General features: G+C 72.6%; 19 protein-coding genes. 6 read left to right on the forward strand and 13 right to left on the reverse strand.

Features of this window, described 5'->3' with window-relative positions; all coding sequences use genetic code 11:
* Positions 1-31 precede the first annotated feature (31 nt).
* From ABGB14_RS02590 to ABGB14_RS02620, 7 genes are all read right to left on the reverse strand, one after another.
* Positions 32-259 (reverse strand): zeta toxin family protein, encoded by a 228-nt coding sequence (locus ABGB14_RS02590; protein ID WP_347641874.1) that lies wholly within the window; start codon positions 257-259, stop codon positions 32-34.
* 79 nt (positions 260-338) lie between these two features.
* On the reverse strand, positions 339-1070 hold the full coding sequence (locus ABGB14_RS02595; protein ID WP_347641875.1) for an SDR family oxidoreductase: 732 nt from the start codon (positions 1068-1070) through the stop codon (positions 339-341).
* Positions 1071-1118: 48 nt separating this feature from the next.
* Positions 1119-1964: an oxidoreductase gene (locus tag ABGB14_RS02600; RefSeq protein WP_347641876.1), complete on the reverse strand. Its 846-nt coding sequence runs from the start codon at positions 1962-1964 to the stop codon at positions 1119-1121.
* 238 nt (positions 1965-2202) lie between these two features.
* On the reverse strand, positions 2203-3078 hold the full coding sequence (locus tag ABGB14_RS02605) for a helix-turn-helix transcriptional regulator (protein WP_347641877.1): 876 nt from the start codon (positions 3076-3078) through the stop codon (positions 2203-2205).
* Positions 3079-3170: 92 nt separating this feature from the next.
* Positions 3171-6581 (reverse strand): WD40 repeat domain-containing protein, encoded by a 3411-nt coding sequence (locus ABGB14_RS02610; protein WP_347641878.1) that lies wholly within the window; start codon positions 6579-6581, stop codon positions 3171-3173.
* Positions 6539-7684, reverse strand: coding sequence for a hypothetical protein (locus ABGB14_RS02615; RefSeq protein WP_347641879.1), 1146 nt, complete (start codon positions 7682-7684; stop codon positions 6539-6541). The genes ABGB14_RS02610 and ABGB14_RS02615 overlap by 43 nt, the downstream gene beginning before the upstream one ends.
* Positions 7685-7863: 179 nt before the next feature.
* On the reverse strand, positions 7864-9123 hold the full coding sequence (locus tag ABGB14_RS02620) for a C39 family peptidase (RefSeq protein WP_347641880.1): 1260 nt from the start codon (positions 9121-9123) through the stop codon (positions 7864-7866).
* A gap of 185 nt (positions 9124-9308) precedes the next feature.
* Between ABGB14_RS02620 and ABGB14_RS02625 the strand changes: the two genes are divergently transcribed.
* From ABGB14_RS02625 to ABGB14_RS02635, 3 genes are all read left to right on the forward strand, one after another.
* Entirely contained in the window at positions 9309-9977 is a 669-nt protein-coding gene (locus tag ABGB14_RS02625; protein ID WP_347641881.1) for a nucleoside monophosphate kinase, read from the forward strand.
* Between the two features lie 81 nt (positions 9978-10058).
* Positions 10059-11060 (forward strand): ATP-binding cassette domain-containing protein, encoded by a 1002-nt coding sequence (locus tag ABGB14_RS02630; RefSeq protein ID WP_347641882.1) that lies wholly within the window; start codon positions 10059-10061, stop codon positions 11058-11060.
* Positions 11057-11893, forward strand: a complete 837-nt coding sequence (locus tag ABGB14_RS02635; RefSeq protein WP_347641883.1) for an ABC transporter permease — start codon at positions 11057-11059, stop codon at positions 11891-11893. The genes ABGB14_RS02630 and ABGB14_RS02635 overlap by 4 nt, the downstream gene beginning before the upstream one ends.
* On the opposite strand, the gene ABGB14_RS02640 is transcribed toward ABGB14_RS02635, so the two are convergent.
* Complete coding sequence (locus ABGB14_RS02640; protein WP_347641884.1) at positions 11875-13533, reverse strand: hypothetical protein; 1659 nt, start codon at positions 13531-13533, stop codon at positions 11875-11877. The two genes, ABGB14_RS02635 and ABGB14_RS02640, sit on opposite strands and share 19 nt — an antisense overlap.
* A gap of 630 nt (positions 13534-14163) precedes the next feature.
* Between ABGB14_RS02640 and asnB the strand changes: the two genes are divergently transcribed.
* Positions 14164-15696 carry an asparagine synthase (glutamine-hydrolyzing) gene (gene asnB / locus ABGB14_RS02645; RefSeq protein ID WP_347641885.1) on the forward strand — a complete coding sequence of 511 codons (1533 nt, stop codon included), beginning with the start codon at positions 14164-14166 and terminating at the stop codon, positions 15694-15696.
* 23 nt (positions 15697-15719) lie between these two features.
* On the opposite strand, the gene ABGB14_RS02650 is transcribed toward asnB, so the two are convergent.
* The 3 genes from ABGB14_RS02650 to ABGB14_RS02660 are packed head-to-tail and all read right to left on the reverse strand — an operon-like array spanning position 15720 to position 18509.
* Positions 15720-16070 (reverse strand): RidA family protein, encoded by a 351-nt coding sequence (locus ABGB14_RS02650; protein ID WP_347641886.1) that lies wholly within the window; start codon positions 16068-16070, stop codon positions 15720-15722.
* On the reverse strand, positions 16060-17040 hold the full coding sequence (locus ABGB14_RS02655; protein ID WP_347641887.1) for a threonine/serine dehydratase: 981 nt from the start codon (positions 17038-17040) through the stop codon (positions 16060-16062). The genes ABGB14_RS02650 and ABGB14_RS02655 overlap by 11 nt, the downstream gene beginning before the upstream one ends.
* Positions 17037-18509, reverse strand: a complete 1473-nt coding sequence (locus ABGB14_RS02660) for an amidohydrolase family protein (protein ID WP_347641888.1) — start codon at positions 18507-18509, stop codon at positions 17037-17039. The genes ABGB14_RS02655 and ABGB14_RS02660 overlap by 4 nt, the downstream gene beginning before the upstream one ends.
* Positions 18510-18582: 73 nt before the next feature.
* Here ABGB14_RS02660 and ABGB14_RS02665 point away from each other — a divergent pair, with 73 nt between their 5' ends.
* Positions 18583-19632, forward strand: coding sequence for an Lrp/AsnC family transcriptional regulator (locus ABGB14_RS02665; protein ID WP_347641889.1), 1050 nt, complete (start codon positions 18583-18585; stop codon positions 19630-19632).
* Positions 19633-19763: 131 nt separating this feature from the next.
* On the forward strand, positions 19764-21293 hold the full coding sequence (locus tag ABGB14_RS02670; protein ID WP_347641890.1) for an AbgT family transporter: 1530 nt from the start codon (positions 19764-19766) through the stop codon (positions 21291-21293).
* A gap of 28 nt (positions 21294-21321) precedes the next feature.
* Here the strand turns inward: ABGB14_RS02670 and ABGB14_RS02675 are convergent, their stop codons facing one another.
* Both ABGB14_RS02675 and ABGB14_RS02680 read right to left on the reverse strand, forming a co-directional pair.
* Entirely contained in the window at positions 21322-22059 is a 738-nt protein-coding gene (locus ABGB14_RS02675; RefSeq protein ID WP_347641891.1) for a phosphotransferase, read from the reverse strand.
* A gap of 86 nt (positions 22060-22145) precedes the next feature.
* Positions 22146-23288: an NADAR family protein gene (locus ABGB14_RS02680; protein ID WP_347641892.1), complete on the reverse strand. Its 1143-nt coding sequence runs from the start codon at positions 23286-23288 to the stop codon at positions 22146-22148.
* Between the last annotated feature and the right edge of the window lie 236 nt (positions 23289-23524).

Raw genomic sequence — 23524 nt, forward strand, 5'->3', positions numbered from 1 at the left:
GCCTGCACGCCGACCGATCCTTTACGGCGCCTCAATTGCGGACGAGGACCGCGACGTTGGACCGGAGCAGGTGCCAGAACGCCTCGTCGTAGTGGCATGGATTGACCTGGCCCAGGTCCTCGCCGTCGACCCGAGCCCCGTACGGCGTGTGCGGCAGCAGCGCGCGGATGATCGTGGTCTTGCCCGCGCCCTCCTGCCCCGCGACGAGGACCAGGCGGCGGGCGGCGGGCTGGTGCGCAGACGCCTCGGAAGTGAACACGATCCACCAGCCTCCCACGCGGGCCGCGCCCCCCTGCCAGTCAGCGCTGCCAGTCAGCGCTGCCGGTCAGCGCTGCCGGTCAGCGCTGCCGTGCCGGGCGGATGATCAGCTCGTTGACGTCCACCTCCGGCGGCTGGCCGACCGCGTACGCGATGGCGTCGGCGATCGCGGAGGGCGGGATGGAGTCCGCCCGGTAGGTGCGCATCGCCTCCCGGGCGCCGGCCTCGGTGATGGTGTCCGCGAGCTCGGACTCCACCACGCCTGGCGAGACGGTGGTGACGCGGATGCTCGGGTCGAGCTCCAGGCGCAGGCCCTCGGTGATCGCCCAGGCGGCGTACTTCGTGGCGCAGTAGACCGCGCCCGTCGGCACCACCTGGTGGGCGCCGATGGAGGCGACGGTGACGAAATGGCCGCCGCCCTGGCGCTGGAAGTGCGGGAGCGCGGCGGCGATGCCGTGCAGCAGGCCGCGCACGTTCACGTCGATCATCCGGTTCCACTCCTCCACCAGCAGGGAGTCGAGCCGGGACAGCGGCATCACGCCCGCGTTGTTCACGATCACGTCGATCCGGCCGTGCCGTTCGGCGGCGGCGTCGGTGAACGCGGCGACGTCCTCGCGGTCGGTCACGTCGAGGCGCCGCACGTCGACCGTGCCGCCGGCCTCCTCGATCCGGCCGGCGAGCTCATCGAGACGGTCCGTGCGGCGGGCGCCGATGACGACGTGGTTCCCGTCGGCTGCCAGCCGCAGCGCGGTGGCCTGGCCGATGCCGCTGCTGGCACCGGTGATCAGGACGATCTTCTCAGTGGTGGTCATGTCATCGTTCCTTCGTTTCGGTACGCCGGCTGGTTCCGGGCTGCCGCCCTACGCCGGGAAGTCGGCGCTGAGCGTGAGGTCACGCCAGGTGTCGAAGCCGGTTCTGAGGGTGTCCAGCCGGGCCGAGGCCACGTCGTACGCCGCCCTGCCCAGCAACAGGCGGAGCGGCGGCGCATCGGCTCCGACCGCGGCGATGATCGCCTGAGCCGCCCGCTCGGGGTCGCCGGGCTGTTTGCCGTAGGTCGCCAGCGTGGCGGCGCGGCGCGCGCCCGCCGTCTGCGCGTAGTCGTCGATCCGCACGGGGGACTGGCGCATGGAAGGGCCGGACCAGTTGGTACGGAAGGCGCCGGGCTCCACGATCGTGACCTTGATGCCCAGGGGAGCCACCTCCGCGGCCAGCGACTCCGACACTCCCTCCACGGCGAACTTGGTGGCGTGGTAGTAGCCGGTCGCGCCGAAGGCCGCCAGCCCGCCGAGCGAGGAGACGTTCACGACGTGGCCGGCGCGGCGGGCGCGCATGCCGGGGAGCACGGCCTTGGTGACGTCGAGCAGGCCGAAGACGTTCGTGTCGAACAGCGCGCGGACCTCGTCGTCCTCGCCCTCCTCGACGGCGGCCAGATAGCCGTACCCGGCGTTGTTGACCAGGACGTCGATGCGGCCGAAGACGGACTCCGCCCGGGTGACGGCCTCCTTGATCTGGTCCTGGTCGGTGACGTCGAGCGGCAGAGCCAGGGCCCGGTCTCCGTGGCGCGCGGCCAGGTCCGCGACCTGCGCCGGGTCGCGGGCGGTGACGGCCGCGCGCCCGCCGCCCGCCAGGACGGCGTCGGCCAGCGCCCGGCCGAGACCGGTGGAGCAGCCGGTGATGAACCAGACGGGCGTGTCATTGGTGGTCATACGAGGAGTCACTCCAGAGTGGTGTTCCACGTGTTCACGTGGTGGTCGTCGTGCGTGGTCGTCGTGCGTGTGAGCGGGCGTGTCAGTGGGCGTGGTCGTAACCGGTGGCCGGTGGCCGGTGCTTGTCGGTCGTGTGCGGGCGTGGTCGGCGTGGTCGGTGTGGGTGTTGTCGGGCGTTTTCTGGCATGACAAATCGGCGCGCCGGCCATCGGGGCGGGCGCGTGGCTGGTGTGGGGGATCAGTCCTCGGTGGCGGGCGGTCGTTCGGCGGCGTGCGCCGGGCGCCGTACCTCCTGCTCGGCCGTCAGGCTGCCCAGCAGGGCCAGTGCCTCCTCGGAAGGGCTGCCCGGGTCGGCCTGGTAGACGACCAGTTGCTGGCCGGGGGCGCCGTTCACGGTCAGCGACTCGTAGTGGAGCGTCAGCTCGCCCACCAGCGGGTGCCGGAACCGCTTGGTCTCGTGGGTCTTCTGGCGGATGTCGTGGCGGGCCCACAACGTGCGGAAGGCCTCGCTCCTGAGCGACAGCTCGCCCACCACCTCGATCAGCCGCGGGTCGTCGGGGTCGGTGCCGGCCGCCGCGCGCAGCCCGGCGACGGTGTTGACGGCCACCCGGTCCCAGTCGGGATAGAAGTCCCGCGCGTCCTCGTCGAGGAACACCAGCCGCACCAGGTCGTCGCTGTGGGCGTGGCCGGCGAACAGGGCCTTGCCCAGGGCGTTGCCCGCCAGCACGGTCAGGCGGGGGCCCAGCACGACCGCCGGCGTGTGCGGCCAGGCCCGCATCATGCGCAGCAGGTACGGGCTGACCTGCTCGCGTCCGGGAGCCGCCCGCCGCCGCCCGGTGGACGCACCGGCCAGCCGGAGCAGGTGGGCGGCCGCGTCCTCCTCCAGGGCGAGGGCGCGGGCCAGCGCGTCGACCACCTGCGCGGACGGGTGGCGCTCGCGGCCCTGCTCCAGCCGTACGTAATAGTCGGTGCTCACGCCCGCCAGCTGGGCCACCTCGTCGCGGCGCAGCCCCGCCACCCGGCGGCGCGTGCCCGGCGGCAGGCCCAGATCCTCCGGCTGGAGCAGCTCGCGGCGGGCTCGCAGGAACTGGCCGAGCAGGTTGTCCCTGTTCATACCTTCGAGGCTAGGACAGGAGCCGCCCGAGCAGGAGCCCGGAGGGTGGGTGGGCTACTCCCAGGATCCCTTCAGGGGTGAGCGGCAGCGGGTCAGGCCGCGCAGGGTGTTTTGTACGGGATGCCGGGAAGGTAGTGGGCCCACTCGGCCTTGGTGATCGTCATCCCCGAGGTCTCGCAGACGTTCGCCCGCGCCTGCTCCACGTCCAGCCCCCACAGCTGGGCCGCGACGCCGGAGGTGCCCGCCAGAACCGTGCCCTCCGGGCCGAACTCGACGTCGTTGACCGAGCCCGACCCCGTGAGCACCGCCCACAACACCGGCCGGGCGCGGTCGGCGACGTTCCACACCCGGATGGTGTCGTCGCGTGACGCCGTGGCGAGCGTCCTCCCGTTCGCGGCGAACGCGGCGGCGGTCACGTCGGCGGAGTGCCCGGGCAGGATCGACAACCGTCGCGGCCGTTCAGGCTGAGCGACGTCCCAGAGACGGGTCGTGCCGTCGGTGGCCGTCGTCGCGAGCGTCTTGCCGTCCGGGCTGAACCGAACGTCGAGCACGCCGCCGGTGTGGGCGGGGACGTCGGCCAGCCGGCGCGGCTCGGCGGGCGTGGACACGTCCCACAGCCGCAGGTGGGAGGAGCGCGAGCCGGTCGCGATGACGCGGCTGTCCGGCCGGAACGCCACCGTGTCGAGCATCTCGTCGGCCACGCCCGGCGCCGCCACCCGCTTGGGGGCGGCGGGCGTGGACACGTCCCACAGGTAGAGCTTGCCGTCCTTGCCCGCCGTCACGACCTTCTTGCCGTCAGGGCTGTACGCCGCCGACCGCACGCCGTCCGTGTGCCCCTTGAGCGTGGCCACGAGCTTGGGCGTGGCGGGCTCGGAGACGTCCCACAACCGCGCGGTCCTGTCGAGCGAGGCCGTGAGCAGGTGCTTGCCGTCAGGGGCGAACGAGGCCGCGACGACGGCGGCGGTGTGACCCGACAGCGTCGACAGCGGCGTGGACACCGCGGGGTCGGAGACGTTCCACAACTTCACGCTCTCGTCGTCGGAGACGGTGGCGAGGGTGTCGCCGTCCTTCGACATGGCCAGCCCGCCGACGGCGGACGTGTGGCCGGTGAGCCTGGCGCGCGGCGAGACACGGGCGGCGTTGGCGACGTTCCACAGGCGGGTCGTGCCGTCCACGCCGGAGGTGGCGAGGTTCTGGCCGTTCGGGCTGAACGCCACGCCGGTGACCGTGCCGCCGGCGCCCGCCAGCGTGGCGACGGCCTGCGGCGAGCTCGGGCTGGACAGATCCCACACGCGGGCGGTGCCGTCGGTGGAGGAGCTGGCCAGGATCTTGCCGTCGGGGCTGAACGCCACGTCACCGACCGCCGAGCCGTGCCCGCTCGCCGTGCCGACGAGCTTGGTGGCGGTGACGTTCCACACGTGCACCTTGCCGGTGTCGGAGCCGGTGGCGAGGTAGACGCCGTCGGAGGAGAACGCCACGCTCCTGACCGCGCCGTCCTGCGCGGGCAGGGTCGCCAGGCTGGTCGGCTTGGCGGGGGTGCGCACGTCGAGCAGCGCGACGCCGCCGGTGGACGACGTCACGGCGATCAGGCTGCCGTCGGGGCTGAAGGCCACCTCGGAGATGTCGGAGCTCTGCTGCAGCACGGCGACCCGCTTGGGCTTGCGCGGGTCGGCGAGATCCCACAGCAGGACGGTCCGGTCGGCGGACGCGGTGGCCATGATGCTGCCCTTGGGGCTGAACGCCACGGAGAGCACGCGCTCCTTGTGCCCCTTGAGCGTGGCCATGGCTCCGGGCCTGGCGGTGCCGGAGACGTCCCACAGCCGGGCGGTCTTGTCGGCGGACCCGGTGGCGAGGATCTTCCCGTCCGTGCTGAACGCCACCGCCTCCACGCCGCCCGTGTGGCCCTGCACAACGCCCAGAGCCTTCGGGCGGAGGGGGTCGGCGACGTTCCAGAGCCGGGCGGTCTGGTCACTGGACGCGGTCGCGGCCACCCGGCCGTCGGGGCGGTAGACCACCCGCTCGACGGGCGCGGTGTGCCCGACGAGCCGCGCGCCGATCGGGCGCGAGAGCGTGCTCAGCAGCGCCCCGCGGGCCTCCGCCGTGGGCGAGACCTGGAAGGCGCTGAGCGCGAGCTGCGCCGCGAGCGACGTGTCGGGCATGCGGCCGGCGGTCGCGGCGACCTGGCGCGACAGGGCCTGGTCGCGCTGCGTGGCCGCCGTCGTGGCCCGGCTGCTCGCCTGGCCTCGCTGCACCAGCGCCACCACGGCGCCGACCGCGGCCACGAGCAGGAGCACAGAGAGGGCGGCGATCACCCCGCGGGCGATCTGCACGCGGCGGTTCTGCCGCCGCTCCGACGCGTCGAGGAACTCCCGCTCCGTCCGGGCGATCACGTCCTCGGCGGGCGCCGGGCCGGGGGGCGCGGCGCCGCCGGTGCCCGCAGGACCTGGCACGTCGCCGTGGGAGGCGGGGCGGCCGCCCACCGCCGCCAGCGCGGCCGCGAGACGGCCCGCGTCGTACAGGTAGGCGGGGTCCTGCTCCTGCTGCTGCCAGAGCCGGGCGTCCTCGGTCAGGCGGCGCTGGACGAGCAGCCCGGCGCGGCCGGCGTCGATCCAGCCGCCGAGCCTGGGCCAGGCTCGGATGAGCGCCTCGTGGGTGATCTCCGCCTCGTCGTTCTGCACGGTGACGAGCCGGGTGCGGACGAACTCGGCCAGCACCTGCCCGGCCACCGACGGGTTGCCCGGCAGCAGTTCGGCGAGCGCGACCCGGCGTTTCGTACCGCCGATCTGGTCGTCCACCTGGACCAGCCGGATCAGCAGGTCGCGCGCCATCGGCTCGAACTCCGCGCCGAGCCCTCGCAGGGTGTCCTCGGCGCTCGACGCCAGCGCCCCCGTGACGCCGCCGGCCGACCGGTAGCCGGCCATGGTGAGCGTGCCGCCGGAACGCCGCTGCCAGGTGGCCAGCAGGGCGTGGGAGAGCAGCGGCAGCGGGCCGCCCGACCGTTCGAGCGCGTCGGCGTTCGCCTGGAGATCCTCCAGCAGCAGGTCGGTGAGCCCGGGCTCGAGCGAGAGGCCGGAGCGCAGGGCGGGCTGTTCGATCACCGCGCGCAGTTCGGCCCCGGTCATGGGCGAGACGATCTCGGGCCGCTTCATGGCCTCCAGGAGGCCGGGGTAGGCCGCGCAGCGCCCGAAGAAGTCGGCGCGCACGGCGAGCACGACGGCCACGTTCCTGGACAGCCCGGAGAGCGCCTCGACGAACCGGCGCCGGGCCCGCTCGTCGGTGCAGGCGATGAACAGCTCCTCGAACTGGTCGACCACCAGCAGCGTGCGTCCCCTGACGCCCGTGAGCGCCCGCCGCGCCGCGCCCGGATCGGAATCGATGGCCGCGCGCAGCCGGTCGGGCGCGCTGCCGCCCAGCGCCGCCAGCTCGCGCGCCAGCGCCGCCGTCGGCTCCGCGCCGGGGGTCAGCACGAGGCACGACAGCTCGTCACCGAGGTCGCGCCGCACGGCGGGCACCAGCCCGGCCCGCGAGCACGCGACGACGTCCCGCAGCCCGAGGCGCCGGTGACGATGAGCGGCCCGCCGGCCTCGAACGCCTGCGAGCCGACGACGACGGGCGGAGGGTCCTCCCGCAGGGCCTGCCGCACCCGCGTGGCCAGGGACCTCGTCGCGCTCTCCCGGCCGAAGAACAGCTCGGCCTGCTCGGCCGTGTAGGGGACCAGGCCGCGGTAGGGGCTGGACAGGTCGCCCGGCGAGGCGATCGGCGGGCCCGCCTGGGGGCGGCGGCTCGTCTGGGCGGGGTTGGGCGCGAGCGGCGGGTGTTCGGCCAGGGTGGCCGGCCGGCCGGCGGCCTGGCTGCGCGGGCGGGGGAACCCTCCTTCGGGGAGCACGCGGGCCAGGTGGTGATGGACGTGGTCGAGGGTTAAGTCGTGAGGTCCCGCGGGGTCCCCCTCGTTCAGCAGCCGCAGCAGCGCCCCGCTGAGCGCCGTGTGGCGGACGCCGGGCAGCGCCCACGAGTTCTCGTCCTTCGCGGACGACGCGAGCACGTGAGCGCCCGGCCAGGACGCGTCGATCACCTTCTCCATCGCCGTGGCCGGCACGGGCCGGCCGGCGCCGGTGAAGCAGCAGTCGAGGACCACGACGGTCAGCCCGGCCCGCGAGGACGCCAGGATGTCGCGCACCGCGGACCAGGGGAGCGCCTGGTAGCCGGGCACCCCGTCGCCGAGGTCGACGGTGGCCTGCGTAGCCAGGTGCGGCTCGTCGTCAGGCCCGGACACGACGTGGCCGACGTAGTGGAACATCAGCACGGACGTGGCCTCGCGCGCCGCCCGATCGAGCGCCTCGCCCAGCGCGGCCGGCGTCGCCGGGTCGAGCAGCACGTTCAGGCCGGACGCGGCCAGGCCCGCCCGCTCCACCAGGCACTGGGCGACGTCGTTGACGGTCGGCGGCACGGCGGGCACCTGCGGCAGCCGCGACGGCGCGCGGTGCGCGCCCGTGCCCGCGACCAGCACGCGGGCGCCTTCGTCCGCCAGCAGCAGGGAAGGCCCGCTTCGCCGTGGAGGCCACACCAGCCGGGTCTTCTCGAGCGTCGCAGCATCGTCCTCGGTCATCCGGCGCTCCACGGCATTGGGGAGATGGGTCAGGCACGGGCGTCGAGGGCGCCGTGCGCAGCGACATCAGCTCACCGGACGACCCCCCGATCGGCGTTGTACGCAGGGAATCGAACGGGCTGGCCCGCCTTCCCCGGGTGACAGGGTACGCAGGTCTCCGCCCGCCGTCGAGTCGGTCGTCACCAGTTGGCGGGCAGCCCGGGAGTCGTGGCGGGCAGGGTGTGGCCGGGCGGGTGGATGACGTACGCCACGCCGCCGCTGCTCGAACCGCGGAGCCACACGTTCTCGAAGTTCGCGCGCGGATAGACGCGGCGTACGGCGGAGTTGGAGGAGGAGGCCGGGTCGTTGGCGATCACGTCGCCGCCGGAGGTGAAGCCGACGATCGCCATGAGGTGACCGTTGGTGCCGTAGCCGGCACCGGGCAGCTCGCTCGCCTTGAACGACTGCGAGGTGACGACCGGGATGCCCGCCTTGATCAGGAGTTCCAGCTCGGTCAGCGAGCGCAGCCGGGTGACGAACCCGTCCATCCCGTACCGCCCCGCGTAGGCGGTGTTGAACGGCCAGTTGCCCGCGCCCTCGTACGCGTGGTCGTAGGTGTGGCGGGCGGCGTAGTCGACCTCGGGGTCGGGATCGGAGGGGTCGACCCAGGAGGTGTCCTGGGCGCTGGGCCACCTGTCCCAGTAGCCGAGGACCATGGTGGTCGAGGTCGGGCTGCACCATGCCTCGCCGCCGCCGTCCCACTCCGGGTAGTGGCCCTGGTGCACGTTCTGGGAGCGGCGCGGCACGTCCAGCTCGGTGCCCCACGCGCCGCCGCCGGGGCTGACCGGCACCGTCGCGCGGTCGGGCACGTTGGAGGCCATGACGCCGGACGTGCGCACCCGCGGCGTCGCCGAGGAGCCGGGCGCGCGGTAGAGGGTCAGCCGCAGCTGGTAGGCGGTCACGGGTTTGCCCGCGGCCGCGACCAGGGTGTCCACGGCCACCGACGCGTCGTCGTCGCCCTGCCCGCGCACCGACGTGCGGCGGATGTCGCCGTCCGCGTACGCCCACCTGCCCAGCGAATACCACTTCGTGAGGCCCTCGGCGTTCCTGGCGCGGGTCTCGACCTGCATCCACGAGCCCGCCGGGACGACCGCCGTCCAGGAGGCGATCAGTTCGGTGGCGGGGAACCCGACGGCCCGCTCGGGGCCCGTCCAGCGCGTGTACTCCCAGGTCCTGGTGCCGAGCGCGTCGGTGTAGGAGACGGTGCCCGCGGCCGAGCCGAACGTCAGCCCGTCGCCCGCCGCGGTGCCCTCGGGCGTGCCGGTGGCGAAGTCGGCCCGCTGGAAGACGACGTCGGGGACGACCTTCGCCGGCCTCGCCGCCGCGCCTGCCGGAGCGGCGGACGTCGCGGTCATGAGCAGGCCTGACAACAACGACAGGAACACGGGCAGCGTACGCATGGACCCACCTTCTCCGAAGGCGCTCGATCTTGCTGACAATAGGCGCAACCGGTCCGTAAAGCATCGGGAAATCTACGTATCGCCATCCCTCGTTCATGACGGGAATTCCCGGCCCGGTCCGCATGAATACAGTTGGGATGGTGACGATGCGCAAGAGATAAGAAATGACCCCCGGGAAGTGTGACATGCGGAAATATGTGATCATGGGCGTGCAGGGGAGCGGCAAGGGCACCCAGAGCGCCCTGCTCGCCGGCGACCTCGACCTGGTGCACATCAGCGTGGGCGACATCTTCCGCTGGCACGTCAAGAACCACACCAAGCTCGGCGCCCAGGTGCGCCGCCTCGTCGCGGCGGGGGAACTGGTGGGGGACGACCTGGTGGAGGACGTCGTCAGCGACCGGCTCCATCTGCACGACTGGAATTACGGGTTCATCATCGACGGATTCCCGCGCAACCGCCGCCAGGCGGAGTTCTTCCTGGAGAGTTACGACATCGACGGTGTGATCCATCTCGACCTGCCGGACGAGGAGGTACGCCGGCGCGTCCTCGCCCGGCGGCTGTGCTCGCGCTGCGGGATGGACTACAACCTGATCGCGCACCGGCCCTCGACCGAGGGGCGGTGCGACGTGTGCGGCGGGGAACTCGTCACCCGGACCGACGACACCCCCGACGCCCTGGCCAGACGGCTGCGCGACTACCACACCAAGATCGATCCGGTGCTGGAGCTGTTCCGGCGCAAGGAGTACGTCATGACGGTCGACGCCCGCGCCGGCAAGACCACGGTCCAGCAGGCCATCCGCGCCAGCCTCGGCCTCCCGCCCCACACACCGTCCCGCCCCGGTGAGACCGCCTGACCGCACTCCCGGAGGGTCCTCCCGCAACCGGTGAAACCCGGTCGAGGGCGCCGTGAAACCGCCGCCGCCCAGAGTGAGGCCATGAGCATCACAGAACTCGGCCGCACCGGCGGCGGCCCGGCCCCCGGCGGGGGCACGGAACCGGCCGTACGCACGGAAGGGCTGGTCAAGGCGTTTGGCGAGCACCGTGCCGTCGACGGGATCGACCTGCACGTACGCGCCGGTGAGATCTTCGGCGTCCTCGGCCCGAACGGCGCCGGCAAGACCACCATGCTCCGGATGCTGGCCACCCTGCTGACGATCGACGCGGGCCGCGCCGAGATCTTCGGCGTCGACGTGGGCGGCAACCCGCACGTGATCCGCCAGCTGATCGGCGTCACCGGACAGTACGCGTCGGTCGACGAGAACCTGACGGCCCGCGAGAATCTCTGGCTGTTCAGCCGCCTGCAGGGCGTCGCGGCGCCACGCGCCCGGCGCGTCGCCGCCGAACTGCTGGAACGCTTCGGCTTGGAGGAGGCCGCCGACAAGGCCATCGCGCAGTTCTCCGGCGGCATGCGCCGGCGCCTCGACCTGGCGGCCAGCCTGATCACCAGGCCACCGCTGATCTTCCTCGACGAGCCGACCACGGGGCTGGATCCGCGTACGCGCGGCCAGATGTGGGACACCATCCGCGGTTTGGTCGCCCAAGGGTGCACGGTGCTGCTGACCACGCAGTATCTGGACGAGGCCGACCAGCTGGCCGATCGCGTCGCCGTCATCGACCACGGCCGCAAGGTCGCCGAGGGCACTCCCGACGAGTTGAAGAGCGCGGTGGGCGACTCCGCACTCCAGCTGCTGCTCGCCGAGCCGGACGAGGTGCCCGCCGCCGTGGAGGTGGTGCGGCGCGTCCTCGGCTCCGATCCGGTGCTCAGCCCGGAGCGGGGCCGCCTCAACGTCGCACTCGGCCAGGCCGACCTGGCCGGCGACGTGCTGATCGCGCTGCGTACCGCGGGGGTGTCGATCTCCTCGGTGAGCGTGGCCAAGCCCAGCCTGGACGAGGTGTTCCTCGCCCTCACCGGCCACGGAACGGAGGAGACCCGATGACCACCACGCTGGCTCCCGCCCACGAGATGGTCCGCGCCGCCGACCGCGTGGCGGCCGCCCGGCGGCGCGTCACCATGGGGGAGACGATCGGCCAGACCATGACGATGGCGTGGCGGGCGCTCAAGAAGATGGTGCGCAACCCGGAGCAGTTCTTCGACGTGGCGCTGCAGCCCATCCTGTTCACCGCGATGTTCGCCTACATCTTCGGCGGCGCCATCTCCGGCGACGTGGGAAGCTACCTCCCCCTCATGATCCCCGGCATCCTCGCCCAGACCGTGCTGACGACGTGCATGGCCACCGGCACGCAACTGCGCGAGGACATGGAGAAGGGCGTCTTCGACCGGTTCAAGTCGCTGCCGATCGCCCGGATCGCGCCGCTCGCCGGGCCGATGGTGGCCGACCTCCTGCGCTACACGATCGCGGCCACGCTGACCTTCGGCATGGGCCTGGTGATGGGCTACCGTCCGGGCGGCGGCGCGGGCGGCGTGCTCGCCGCGATCCTGCTGGCGATCTTCACGGGCTGGTCGCTGGCGTGGGTGTTCACGTGGATCGGCACGATCGCGAGGAGCGCCCAGGCCGTGCAGGGCATCTCCATGATGATCTTGTTCCCGCTGACGTTCCTGTCGAACGCGTTCGTCCCCGTCGAGACCCTGCCCGGCTGGCTGGCCGCGTTCGTCCGGGTCAACCCGGTCTCCCACCTGGTCACGGCCGCCCGCGACCTCGCCAACAGCGCCCTGGTCAGCGGAGAGGTGGCCTGGACGCTCCTGGCCTGCCTGATCGTCATCGCGATCTTCGCGCCGTTGTCGGTGCGGAGCTACAAGCGGCACATGTGACCGCCGCCGTCGCGGCCGGACACCTGCTCGACCTGCCTGCGGGCCTCGTCGAGCAGGTCGGAGCCGCGCCGGCCGCCGTATCCGGCCCGCACGGCGGCGATCACGCCCGGCGCGGCCCGCTCCGCGTGCGGCTCGATCCGCTCGAAGGCCATGGTCGGCATGCCGCTGTTGAACGAGAAACGCTCGGCCAGCACCAGCAGCCTGATCGCGTCGCGGGGGGACGTCACCTCCCGCAGCAGCCCCCACGCGCCGAGCGCGAAGAGCATCGAGCCGCACAGCGGGAAGTCGAGCACGGGGGAGGACCCGGCCAGCGGGTCGTGGCCCCGCACGGCGGCGAACAGCTCCTCGCCGTAGCGGACGTCGTCCGGCCCGGCGTGGTACGCGTACGCCGTCAGGGCGACCGATTCCGCGACGATCGTCCAAGGAGTGGTGTCCGTGCGCGGCACCCCGGGCGGCCGCAGGTCGCGCGCCCGCTGGACGGCCCGGCGGTATTCCGCGAGCGCGGCGGCCGTCTCGCCCCGGGCGAGGGCGAGCTCGGCCGCGCACAGCGACACGAGCGCGACCCCGCCCAGCACCGCCTCGTTGTCGTTGATCCGGACGATCCTGGCGAGCTCGGCCTCCGCGGCGCCGACCTCGCCGTCGGCCAGCGCCGAGGTCAGCAGCACCGCGCGGAGCTGGGTCTCGTCGTCGACGGCGCCCAGCCGGCTCAGCGCCGGGATGGCGGTGCGCGCGTGCCCGACAGCCCGCCGGTGGTCGCCGAGGTGCGTGGCCAGGTGAGCCAGCACGGCATGCATGGTCGCGGCGATCCACGGGCCTTCGTCGTCGTGGAGCATCGCCAGGGTCTGTTCCGCGGCCTCGGTCGCCCCGGTCAGGTCCCCCGCGTTCTCCAGGACGTGCACGCTCGCCTGCGCCGCCGCCAGGGCCACGTCACGGTCGGCGCTCCCGCGCAACTCCTCCAGCCGGGGGCGTACGTCGTCGCCGTCGGCGCTCGCCAGCACCACCGCTGCCATCGCCGCCACGCGGGGATCGGTCGCGTCGCTGGCGGGCAGCCTGCGCAGGAGGTCGCGCAGCGGGTCGCCGCGGCGGTCGGTGATGATCATGGAGTTCATCAGCGTGATCAGAACGGCGACCCTGGTCGCCTCGACGAGGTCCGGCGGCGGCGCCCAGCCGCCGACCACGTCGGTGATCGCGTCCAGGTGCACGAGGATCCTGACGTGATCGCCGCGGATCGACCACAGCGCACCGGCGCCGACCAGCAACCGGACCGCCGTGGCGGGATCGGGCTCGCCGAGGGCCCTCCTGAGCAGATCGGCGAGGTTGCTCTCCTCGGCCCGCAACGCGTCCGCCGCCGCGAACTGCGCCGGGCCGAACAGGGCGGAGGCGTGTTCCTCGGAGTATGCCGTCGCCCAGGCCAGTTGCGCCGCCCGTGCGGACGCCTCCTCGCCGGCCTCTTTGAGCCGCATCCGCCCGAACTCCCTGACGGTCTCCAGCATCCGGTAGCGCAGGCCGTACGCCGTCTCGCGGACGCTCAGCATCGACTGCTGGGTCAGCGCGTCCACGGCGCCCAGGGCGTCCTGGCCGAGGACGTGCTCCGCCGCGGCCAGCGTGAAGCCGTCGCCGAAGAGCGACAACCACCGCAACGCGCGCCGTTCCTGCTCGCCCAGCAGGTTCCACGACCAGTCGATGACCGCGAGCAGCGTCCGGTGCCGGTCGGGGGCCGTACGGTTCCCGCCACGCAGCAGGGCGAACCGGTCCGCCAGGCGGCGCTCCCACCGCGCCCGTGGCGCCGTCCACGCCGCCGGCCGCCAGACTCATGGCCTCCTCCGCGCGGCGGACCGCGAGCGCCATGTCGTCCTGGGCCAGCGCGGCCCGTGCCTGCTCCACCAGCGTGCCGAGCAGCAGCGCGTCCACCTGGTCGGCGGCCAGCCCGAGCCGGTAACCGCGCCGGACCCGCACCACGACGTCGGCGCGGGTCGCCGCCCTGGTCCGCGAGACGACCACCTGCAGGGCCTTCGTCGGGTTGGCCGGCGCCTCGTCGGGCCACAACTCCTCGACCAGGCGCTCGTCACTGGCCCCTGCCCGCCCGTGCAGGGCGAGCACGGCCAGCAGGGTGTGCGCGCGATCACCGACCACGCGGGCACCCCGCCAGCGGACGCCGTCGAGCAGGATCAGTGCGGGGGACACACCCTCAGCTTACGGAAGCCGGGCCGGGGGAGCTCCTCGCGCGAGGGTTTGTCGATGACGGCCGGCCGGGACTACGTTCGAATGTTATGTGTGGCATCGCGGCTCTCTACAGCGAACAGACCGGAACCGACCCCCTCCATACCCGCGCCGCGGGCGAATGGATGCTCTCCCGCATCACGCACCGCGGCCCGGACGACATCGACGACCGGCTCGTCGGCGAGCGGGCGTGGCTAGGGCACACCCGGCTGTCCATCGTCGACCTCGCGGGGGGAAGGCAGCCGATGGCCGCGCCGGACGGCTGGTCGCTGGTCTGCAACGGGGAGATCTACAACCACACCGACCTCCGCAAGAGCCTCGGGCAGGAGTGGTTCGCCACCGCCTCCGACAGCGAGCCGGCGCTCGTGCTGCTGCGGATGCACGGGCCGGACGCGCTGGAGCGCCTCCAGGGGATGTGGGCCTTGTGCGCCGCCGCGCCCGACGGCCGGTTCGTCGCCGCCCGGGACCCGCTCGGCATCAAGCCGCTGTACTGGGCGCGTACCGCCGGCCGCGTGCACTTCGCCTCCGAGCTGCGGGCCATCCCGCCCGAGGCGCAGGCCGCCGCCGAGGCGTTCCCGCCCGGGTGTCACTGGACGCCGGAGACCGGCCTGGTGCGCTTCGCCGGGGCCGTGCCACGGGGCCGCACGCGCCGGTGGGACGGCGTCCCCGCCGCCGACGCCGAGTCGGCCACCCGCGAGGTGCTGGCCGGCTCGATCGTCCGGCACCTGATGGCGGACGTGGACGTCGGCGTGTTCCTCTCGGGCGGCCTCGACTCCAGCATCGTCGCGGCCGTCGCCGCCGCCGAGTACGGCTCGAAGGGCGAACGGCTGAAGACGTTCGCCGTCGGGACCCCCGGCTCGCCCGACCTGCTGGCGGCCCGCGAGGTGGCGGAGTTCCTCGGCACCGAGCACCACGAGACCCTTCTCGACGCCGACCGGGCCGTCTCCGTCGTGGACCGGGTGGTGACCTCGGTGGAGTCGTTCGACGCCAGCCTGATCCGCAGCGCCGTACCCAACTGGTTCCTGTCCGAGCTGGCCTCCCGGCACGTCAAGGCGGTGCTGACCGGGGAAGGGGCCGACGAGCTGTTCGCCGGCTACGACTACTACCACCGCGGCCACGCGGCGCCCGGCCGGCTGGAGGCCGAGCTGGAGCGCACCCTCGGCCAGTTGCACGGGCTCAACCTCCAGCGCTGCGACCGCGTCACGATGGCGCACGGCCTGGAGGCCCGTGTCCCCTTCCTCGACGCGGACGTCATCGCGCACGCCATGTCCCTGCCGCCCGAGCTCAAGTCGCTGGAGCCCGGCGGCATGGAGAAGGGACACCTGCGCCGCGCGTTCACCGGTTGGCTGCCCGAACGGCTGCTGTGGCGGCGCAAGGTGCAGTTCGGCACCGGCAGCGGCGCCAAGGACCTGCTGACGCCGCACTTCGAGGGGCGCGTGGGCGACGGCGAGCTGGCCGCGGCGGTCCAGGAGTCCGGCATCGAGCTGCGGACCAAGGAGGAACTGGCCTACTACCGGATGTTCCGGCGGGCGCTGCCCCTCGTCCGTCCCGAGGCGGTGCTCACCCGCTTCGCCACCGCCTGAACCGGCCATGGCGTGAGCGCCGGTCAGGGCGCCTTCGCCACCGCGTCGATCTCCACCTGGCTGCCGTAGGGCAGTTCGGACACCCCGACGACGGTGCGGGCGGGCCTCGGCTCGGGCCAGAGGTCGAGGAACTGCTGGTTGGCCACGTCGCGCAGGGCCATGTCGGTGACGAAATAGGTCAGCTTCACCACGTCCTCCACCCGTGCCCCCACCGTGGCCATCCGCCGCCGCATGGTGTCCGCGGCCGCGTCCAGCGCCGCCCGGCCGCCGGCCACCACGGTGCCGTCCTCCCGCAGCGGCAGCGAGCCGGAGACGAAGACCAGCCCGCAGGCGACCGTGGCCGGGCTGTACGGGTGGTTCGGATCAGCGGTCATGAGGAGCCTCCTGGCGGTCGGGCCTGGTCAGTACGCGCGCGAGCAGCTCGGGATTCACCGAACCGCCGCTGAGGATGGCCACGTGCCTGCCGGTCGTGTGCCCGGCGAGGTAGGCGGCGAAGGTCACCGCGCCGCTGGGTTCGGCGACGAGCCTGGCGTCCACCGCCAGGCGCCGTACGGCGTCCAGGATCTGCTCCTCGCTGACGGTCACGATCTCGTCCAGATGGCGGCGGATCTGCTCCCACGGCACCACGCCGAGGCCGGTGGTACGCAGGCCGTCGGCCACGGTCCGGTACGTCCGCTCGGGTTCCCACGCGACGCGCCGGCCCTCGCGCAGGCTCTGCGCCGCATCCGAGGCCAGGTCCGGTTCCACGCCGACCACCAGGGTTTCCGGCCGCAGCGCCTTGACGGCGGTCGCCACCCCGGCGGCCAGCCCGCCCCCGCTGACCGGCACCAGCACCACGTCAGCGCCGGGAAGGTCCTCCATGATCTCCAGGCCCACCGTGCCCTGGCCGGCCACGACCGCCGGATCGTCGAACGGCGGCACCGGCAGGTAACCGTACTTCTCGGCGAGCACGAACCCATGGGTGTCGCGCTCGCTCGGCGGCACCAGCACGACCTCGGCGCCCAGCGCCCGTACCGCGTCGACCTTGTTCGGGGGCGCGGTGTCCGGCATCACGATCACCGCGCGCAGCTCGAGCCGCTGCGCCAGCCAGGCCACGGAGCGCGCGTGGTTGCCGCTGGAGTGCGCCACCACGCCCCGCTCGCGGGCCTCGGACAGCGACTGCTTGATCTTGTTGTAGGCGCCGCGCAGCTTGAAGGCCGCCGTCGGCTGCAACGACTCCGGCTTGATCCACAGCGGCCGTCCTGGAACCGCCGGGGCGAACGGCACCAGCGGGGTGCGCACCGCCGTGTCGGAGATCCGTTCGGCGGCGGCGCGGATGTCCGCCAGCGTCACCGGCCCTGTCATGCCAGCCTTCCCTTCACAGCCTTGCCGGGCATCGCGTCCGGCAGCAGCTCGCCGTCGCGCACGACGAACTCGCCGCCGACGAGCAGATGGTCGACACCGGTCGAGGGGCGCCCGGGCTCGGCGTAGGTCGACCGGTCGGACACCCCGTCGAGGTCGAACACCACGAGGTCGGCATCCGCGCCCGCCTGCACCCGGCCCTTGCGCCGGAACTGCGGCGCCACCGAGGACAGCACCTCGGCGGGCTGCAGGGTGCAGCGCCGTACCGCCTCAAGCAGCGACAGGTGGCCGGTGCCCCGCACCATCGTCGCGAGGAACCGGGAGAACGTCCCGCTCGTGCGCGGGTGACCGGCCGCTCCGGGCGGCAACGGCCACGTGTCGGTGATCAGCCGGCCGTCGGGGGCCGCGAACGGGATCGCGTCGGAGGCGACCGCGGTGTCGGGCAGCAGCAGCGCGCGCTCCAGCACCGACCAGTCCGCCGGGTCGTCCTCGTTCAGGTAGTGGATGACGGCCATCGCGCCCGGGTCGGTGCGCTGGATCTCGCGCAGGCGCTCGGCGTCCTTCGGCCGCTCGCCGGTGGCGGCGACGACGAGATCGCTCGGCGTGATGCCGAGCCTGGGCAGATTCTCCGGATACAGGAACGGCACGCCGATGGTGGTCATCCCCGCGCCGTAGGGGTATGCCTCGGTGGACACCTTCAGCCCGTGCCGGCGCGCCCCGGCGACCACCGCGCCGATCTCGTCGATCGCGCGCAACGAGGTGCTGTTGATGTGGCACAGATGCATGTGCGCACCCGTGCCCGCCGCCGCGGCGACCACCTCGGCGATCCCCTCCAGCGCGGTTCCCGGGTCGTCCGGGTTCTTGAACCTGGCATGGGTGAACGTCGGCACGTCGTAGCGCTCGGCCAGGCGCGCGACGCGAACGTACTCCATCCGCCCGGTCTGAGGGGCGTAGCCCAGCAGCACCCCGATGCCCAGCGCGCCTTCGTGCAACTGCGCTTCCAGCTCGGCCAGCGTCAGGTCGAGCTGGGCGGCGGTGGCCCGGTCGCGCCAGTGCGGGCCCGCGCACAGGGCGGCGAAGCTCTCCCACCCGCCGTCCGGCTCGGCGCCGTCGAACACCTTCATCCTCGCCATGGCCCAGGAGGCGGAGTAGCCGAAGTTGACGGGGCGGCCCTCGTCGCTCGCCCGCCGGTACGCCGTCCGTACCGGTGCCGCGCCCGACTCCAGCTCCAGGGCCGTGGTCACCCCGTCCAGGGCCTGCATCCGCAACGAGCCCACGGTCTGCGCATGGCTGTGCAGGTCGATGAAGCCGGGCGCGAGCACGCGGCCGGACACGTCGAGTTCGCGCCGGGCGGGCACCGGCACCTCGGACACTGACGTGATCTTGTCGCCCGTTATGGCGACGTGGCGGACCGCGTCCAGCCCTGTCTCTGGATCCACCACGCGGGCGCCGCGCAACAGTAGGTCATTCACCCAACAATCTTCGCGATCTGGCTTGACCTAGACCTACACTGCATGAATCCGACATTCAGGGAGCATTATCATCATGCAATCCGCCATGTTGCGGGAGAACGATCTGGAGTTGATCGACTCGCTCCAGGTCAATCCCCGAGCGCCCTGGGCCGAGGTCGGCGCCGTGCTGGGCATGGACCCGGCCACCGCGGCCCGGCGCTGGAAACGGCTGGTGGACGATCGGCTCGCGTGGTGCACGGTCGCCCTCGGCCAGCGCCAGCTGCACACCATGAGCGTGGCCTTCCTGGAGCTGACCTGCGAGGCGGGCGCCGCCGGCGAGGTCGCCGCGGAGCTGGCGCGGCAACCCCACATGATCACCGTTCAGCACATCGCCGGTTCCTACGACCTGTGGACGATCGCGATCGCCCCCGACCTGGTCAGCCTGTCCGAATACCTCCTGCGCCGGCTGCCCCAGCAGCCCGGGGTGGCGAGGGTGCGCACCCACATCGCGACCCGTGCGTTCGACCTGAGCAGGCGATGGCGGCTGCGCGTGCTGAACCAGCACCAGGCCGGCCGGCTGCGACCGGCGAAGACCACGCCCGCGGTGACGCGGCCGATGGACGAGATCGACCGCCGCCTGTTCGTCGCGCTCAGCGTGGACGGGCGGCGCAGTTTCGCCGAGCTGGAAGCCGAACTCGGGCTGTCCGCCCGCACGGTGCAACGCCGGGTCAACCGGCTGGTCGCGGTCGGCGACATCACCTTCCGCTGCGACCTGGCCAGGCGGCTGGCGGGCTGGCACAACTCGGCGGTGTTGTGGCTCTCGATGCCGGACGACCACCTCGAACGCACCGGCGAGCAGCTCCTGCGCTGGCCGGAGACGCGCACCTGCGCGGCGATCGCCGGGCCCAACAACCTCATGCTCACCGTGGGCCTGCACAGCGTGGCCGACCTGCACGGGCTGGTCACCCGGCTGCGCCACGACTTCCCGCACGCCACGATCGTGGACCGGCAGATGGTGCTCCGCCAGGTCAAGTTGTACGGGCGCGTCCTCGACCCGGTCGGCCGCTGGTCGTCGACGACTCCGCTGGACCTGTGGGCGCTGGGAGAGCACGGTTCCCGCGGGAGCGCGCTCATCGGGACCTGACCGATACCTGCAGAGAAGCCGTACCTTATGACGGTTTCCGGCCATCAACCGGTCTCCATGACTGTGCTGGCCATACTTTCGCAAATCGCACAGCGAAGAGAGCCACCCCCTGGCCGACGAAGGATCCCCTCATGCTGAAGACCGGGCAACCCACGACCCTTGACCGGATACTGGGCGGAGTCGAACGGCTCGGCAACAGGCTGCCCAACCCGTTCGTCATGTTCCTCGGGCTGTTCGTCCTGATCGCGCTCGCCTCGTCGATCGCGGCCGCCCTCGGCGCCACGGTGCGGCTGCCCGGCGCGGCCGAGGTGACGCCGGTCAAGAGCGTGCTGTCGGGCGAGGGCCTGGTGCAGCTGCTCGACTCGGCGGTGGACAACTTCGTCGAGTTCCCGGCGCTCGGCCCCGTGCTGACCGTGGTGCTCGGAGTGGGCGTGGCGCAGGGCACCGGCGCGCTGGAAGCCGCCGTGCGCCTGGCCTTCTACCGGGTGCCTCGCTCGATGGTGCCCTACGTGGTGGCCTTCGTCGCCTGCCAGGGGCACGTGATGTCGGACGCGTCGTTCCTGGTCATCCCGCCGCTCGCGGCACTGGTGTTCCGCGCCGTCGGACGGCATCCGCTCGCCGGCCTCATCGGCGCCTACGCCTGCCTCGGCACCGGGTACGCCGGCGGCCTCCTGATGGGCACGCTGGACGCGAGCCTGGCGGGCATCACCGAGAAGGCCGCCGCCCTGCTGCCGGGAGCCGGCGGCTACACCACCAACATCGCCATGAACTACTACTTCGGCGCCGCGGCCGGGCTGATCCTGCCGATCGTCGGCGGGCTGCTGATCTCCCGGGTGCTCGAACCGCGGCTGCCGGCGACCACCACCGACGCGGGCCAGGACGGCGCGAGCGTCGAGGTGACGCCGCGGGAACGGCGGGCACTGCTGGCCAGCGGGCTCGCGGTGGCCGGCTTCCTGGCGCTGGTCGTGCTGGCCTGGCTCATCCCGGGCAGCCCGCTGCGCGGCCCCGGCGGCTCGCTGATCCCCTCGCCGCTGCTGAGCAACCTGGTGCCGATCATCGCGCTGGTGTTCTTCCTGTTCGGCTACACGTACGGCCGGGCGGTCGGGCTGGCCAAGGAAGACCGCAACCTGTACACGATGATGACCACGGCGATCAAGGAGATGGGCGGGTTCATCACGCTCATCTTCATCGTGGCCCAGACGCTGAGCGTGCTCTCCTGGAGCGGGCTGGCCACCTTCCTCGCGGTGGAGCTGGCGAACACCGCGCAGGCCGTCGGGCTCGTCGGATTCCCCGCGCTGGTCTTCCTCATGCTGCTGTCCACCGTGCTGAACCTGGTGATCACCTCGGGCTCCGGCCTGTGGTCGCTGGAGTCGACGGTGATGGTGCCGGCGTTGATGCTGCTCGGGCTGTCACCGGCGATCATCCAGGCCACCCACCGCATCGGCGACTCGATCACCCAGGCGATCTCCCCGATGCACATCTTCCTGTACTTCATCCTCGCCGCGTCGCAGAAGTACGAGCCCGACCTCAAACTCGGCACGCTGGTGTCCCGGCTCCTGCCGTTCGTGCCCGCGTTCGGCCTGGTGTGGGCCGGCGTGCTGGCCATCTTCTACTTCGCCGGCCTGCCGGTGGGCCCGGGCGCACCGATCCACCTCCCCTGATCGGCCACCCGCCGCCGGGCGTGCGGCCTCACATCCGGGCTTTCAGCACGTCGACCTCGCAGCCGGGTGCGGCAGGGTCGAAGCCGTGCTCGAACAGCCAGCGGATCGCCAGCAGGCTTCGCAACGACCACCACGCGCGGATCACGTCGACGTCGACGGGGGCGCCGTAGCCGGCGATGACGTCGCCCAGGCGCTCCTCGTGCCCGAGGGTCAGGACGGCGAGGTCGTACAGGGCGTCCCCCGGGGCCGCCTCGGTCCAGTCGATCACGCCGGTGATCTCGTCACCGTCGACGAACACGTGGGTGATCTGCAGGTCACCGTGCGCGAACACCGGGGTCCGCGGCCGGAGCGCGGCCTCGGCGATCTCACGGTTGCGCGTGACCAGGTCGGCGGGAAGGACACCGTTCGTGACGAGCAACTCGCATTCGCCGTCGAGGCGCGAGGCGATCTCGTCGAGGCTCCGGCCGGGCCACGGCGGCAGCGGCGCGTCGTGCAACGTCCGTGCGGCGGCGCCCGCCGCACGCCACGCCGCACGCGACGCGGTCGACGGCTCGCCGAGACGGCCGAGCGCCGTCCCCCGGAGCGCGGCGAGCGCGAGCACGGGCGGCCTGCGCCACAGGACCTCCGGAGTCGGGATCGGCGCCCTGGCCATCGCCTCGACCTCGACGTCGCTACGCCGCTGATCGGAGTCGATCTTCAAGAACACGTCGCCGACACGCAGGGTCGCGCACTGGCGATGGGCGACGACGACCTCGACCTCATCCATGCCGGTCATTCTCACGGAATGATCACCGACGTCGCCACGGGTTTGATTCGCGCTACCGGGGCCTTCCGCACTGCTGAGGGGAGAGGTCAGAGCCGCAAGCCGATCCGCCCGGCCACGAGCTCGGCACGAACCAGTTCGAGAAGCCGGCCCATCCAGTTGCGCCCGGCAGAGTCGCGGATGTCCCAGAACTGCGAACTGGCGGAGCCGTAATGGAGACGCCCGTCACCCGTGGCCAGGAGCACCTCGCCCAGGTCCGGATGCTGGACGAACTTCGCGCGCAGCAGATCGGCCATGACCGCGAGACGCACGTCCGCCCAACGCGGCCGCCGCTCGGCCCCGACCGCGATGGCACGCGCCGCCTGGGAGTCCGGCGCCGTACGGATGCGCTCGCGCAGGGATTCGTCGTCGGTGGACAGAGCCCAGTAGGCGTGCTCGACCGTCGGATAGAGAACATCGGCGACCTCGATCACGGCCGGGAACTCGTTGCGCAGCCCGTGCGCACGCGGATCCACGGGACGGCCGTAGTTGAGGTGCACGGTCGGCGATCCGGCCTCGGCGGACCCGTCGGCCTCCCGCGGCGCCTCCGCGGCCGGATGCGGCGCCCGCCAGTCCGCGAAGTACCGGAACGCCCCGCGCCGGCCGTCCTCGGTGACGACGCCGCCCTCGTCCAACGCCTCACTGCCGTCCTCGAACTCGAAGAACACGTACTCGTCCCAGGTCTCGCCCGCCTCCGAGATGAGCAGGCGCAGCGGAATGTCGCGGGCGTCCATGTCGCCGAGCGCGTAGATCCGGTGATGCGCCGGGATCGCCAGGTAGGCATCGCGCAGCACGATCCGGTCGGTCTCCGAGCGCGAGCCGACATAGCGCAGCGCCGCCGCGACGCACCGGTCCGTGGAATCCGGACGCCCGTTCAGGCGGTCGATCGCGTCGACGACCTCCCCGAGCAGTTCCTCGGCCGTGGTCCAGGAGACGACCTCGCCGAACCGCCAGCGTGCCAGATCATGCGCGCTCGCCCAGGCGCCCTCCTCGAGAGCCGTCGCCACCCAGCCGGCCTCGAGCTTCGCGCGGAGCCCGTCGAGGTCGCCCCACTCCCAGAAGAAGATCGCACCGTCCGCGAAGACCTTCAGATCGGTCAGGTAGTAGTCGCCGCCGTTCCGAATGAAGATCGGCCGCAAGTATCCCTCGATCCGCTCCCCGTCGACGACGCGGTAGGTCCGATTCCTCATCATCCGAGCCAGCGTAGGCCCTGCGCCCGAACAGGGCTCAACGCGCGGTTCCGTGATCATCTCAGAGGCCACCTGGCCAGGTGACGGCTGATCACCAGGCGCTGGATCTGCTCGGGAAGTCTTTTCCGGGCACCGCTGAAGCGCTCCCACCTGTGGACGGCGAGCAGCGCGTACGCTTGCGGGCGAGTCACATCAGTTCTCGCTGATTCCGGTGCTCCCACGAAACAGCGACGGAACAA

Origin of the sequence: Nonomuraea sp. B10E15 (assembly GCF_039871615.1) — a bacterium.
In the GTDB taxonomy this organism is placed as follows: Bacteria; Actinomycetota; Actinomycetes; order Streptosporangiales; family Streptosporangiaceae; genus Nonomuraea.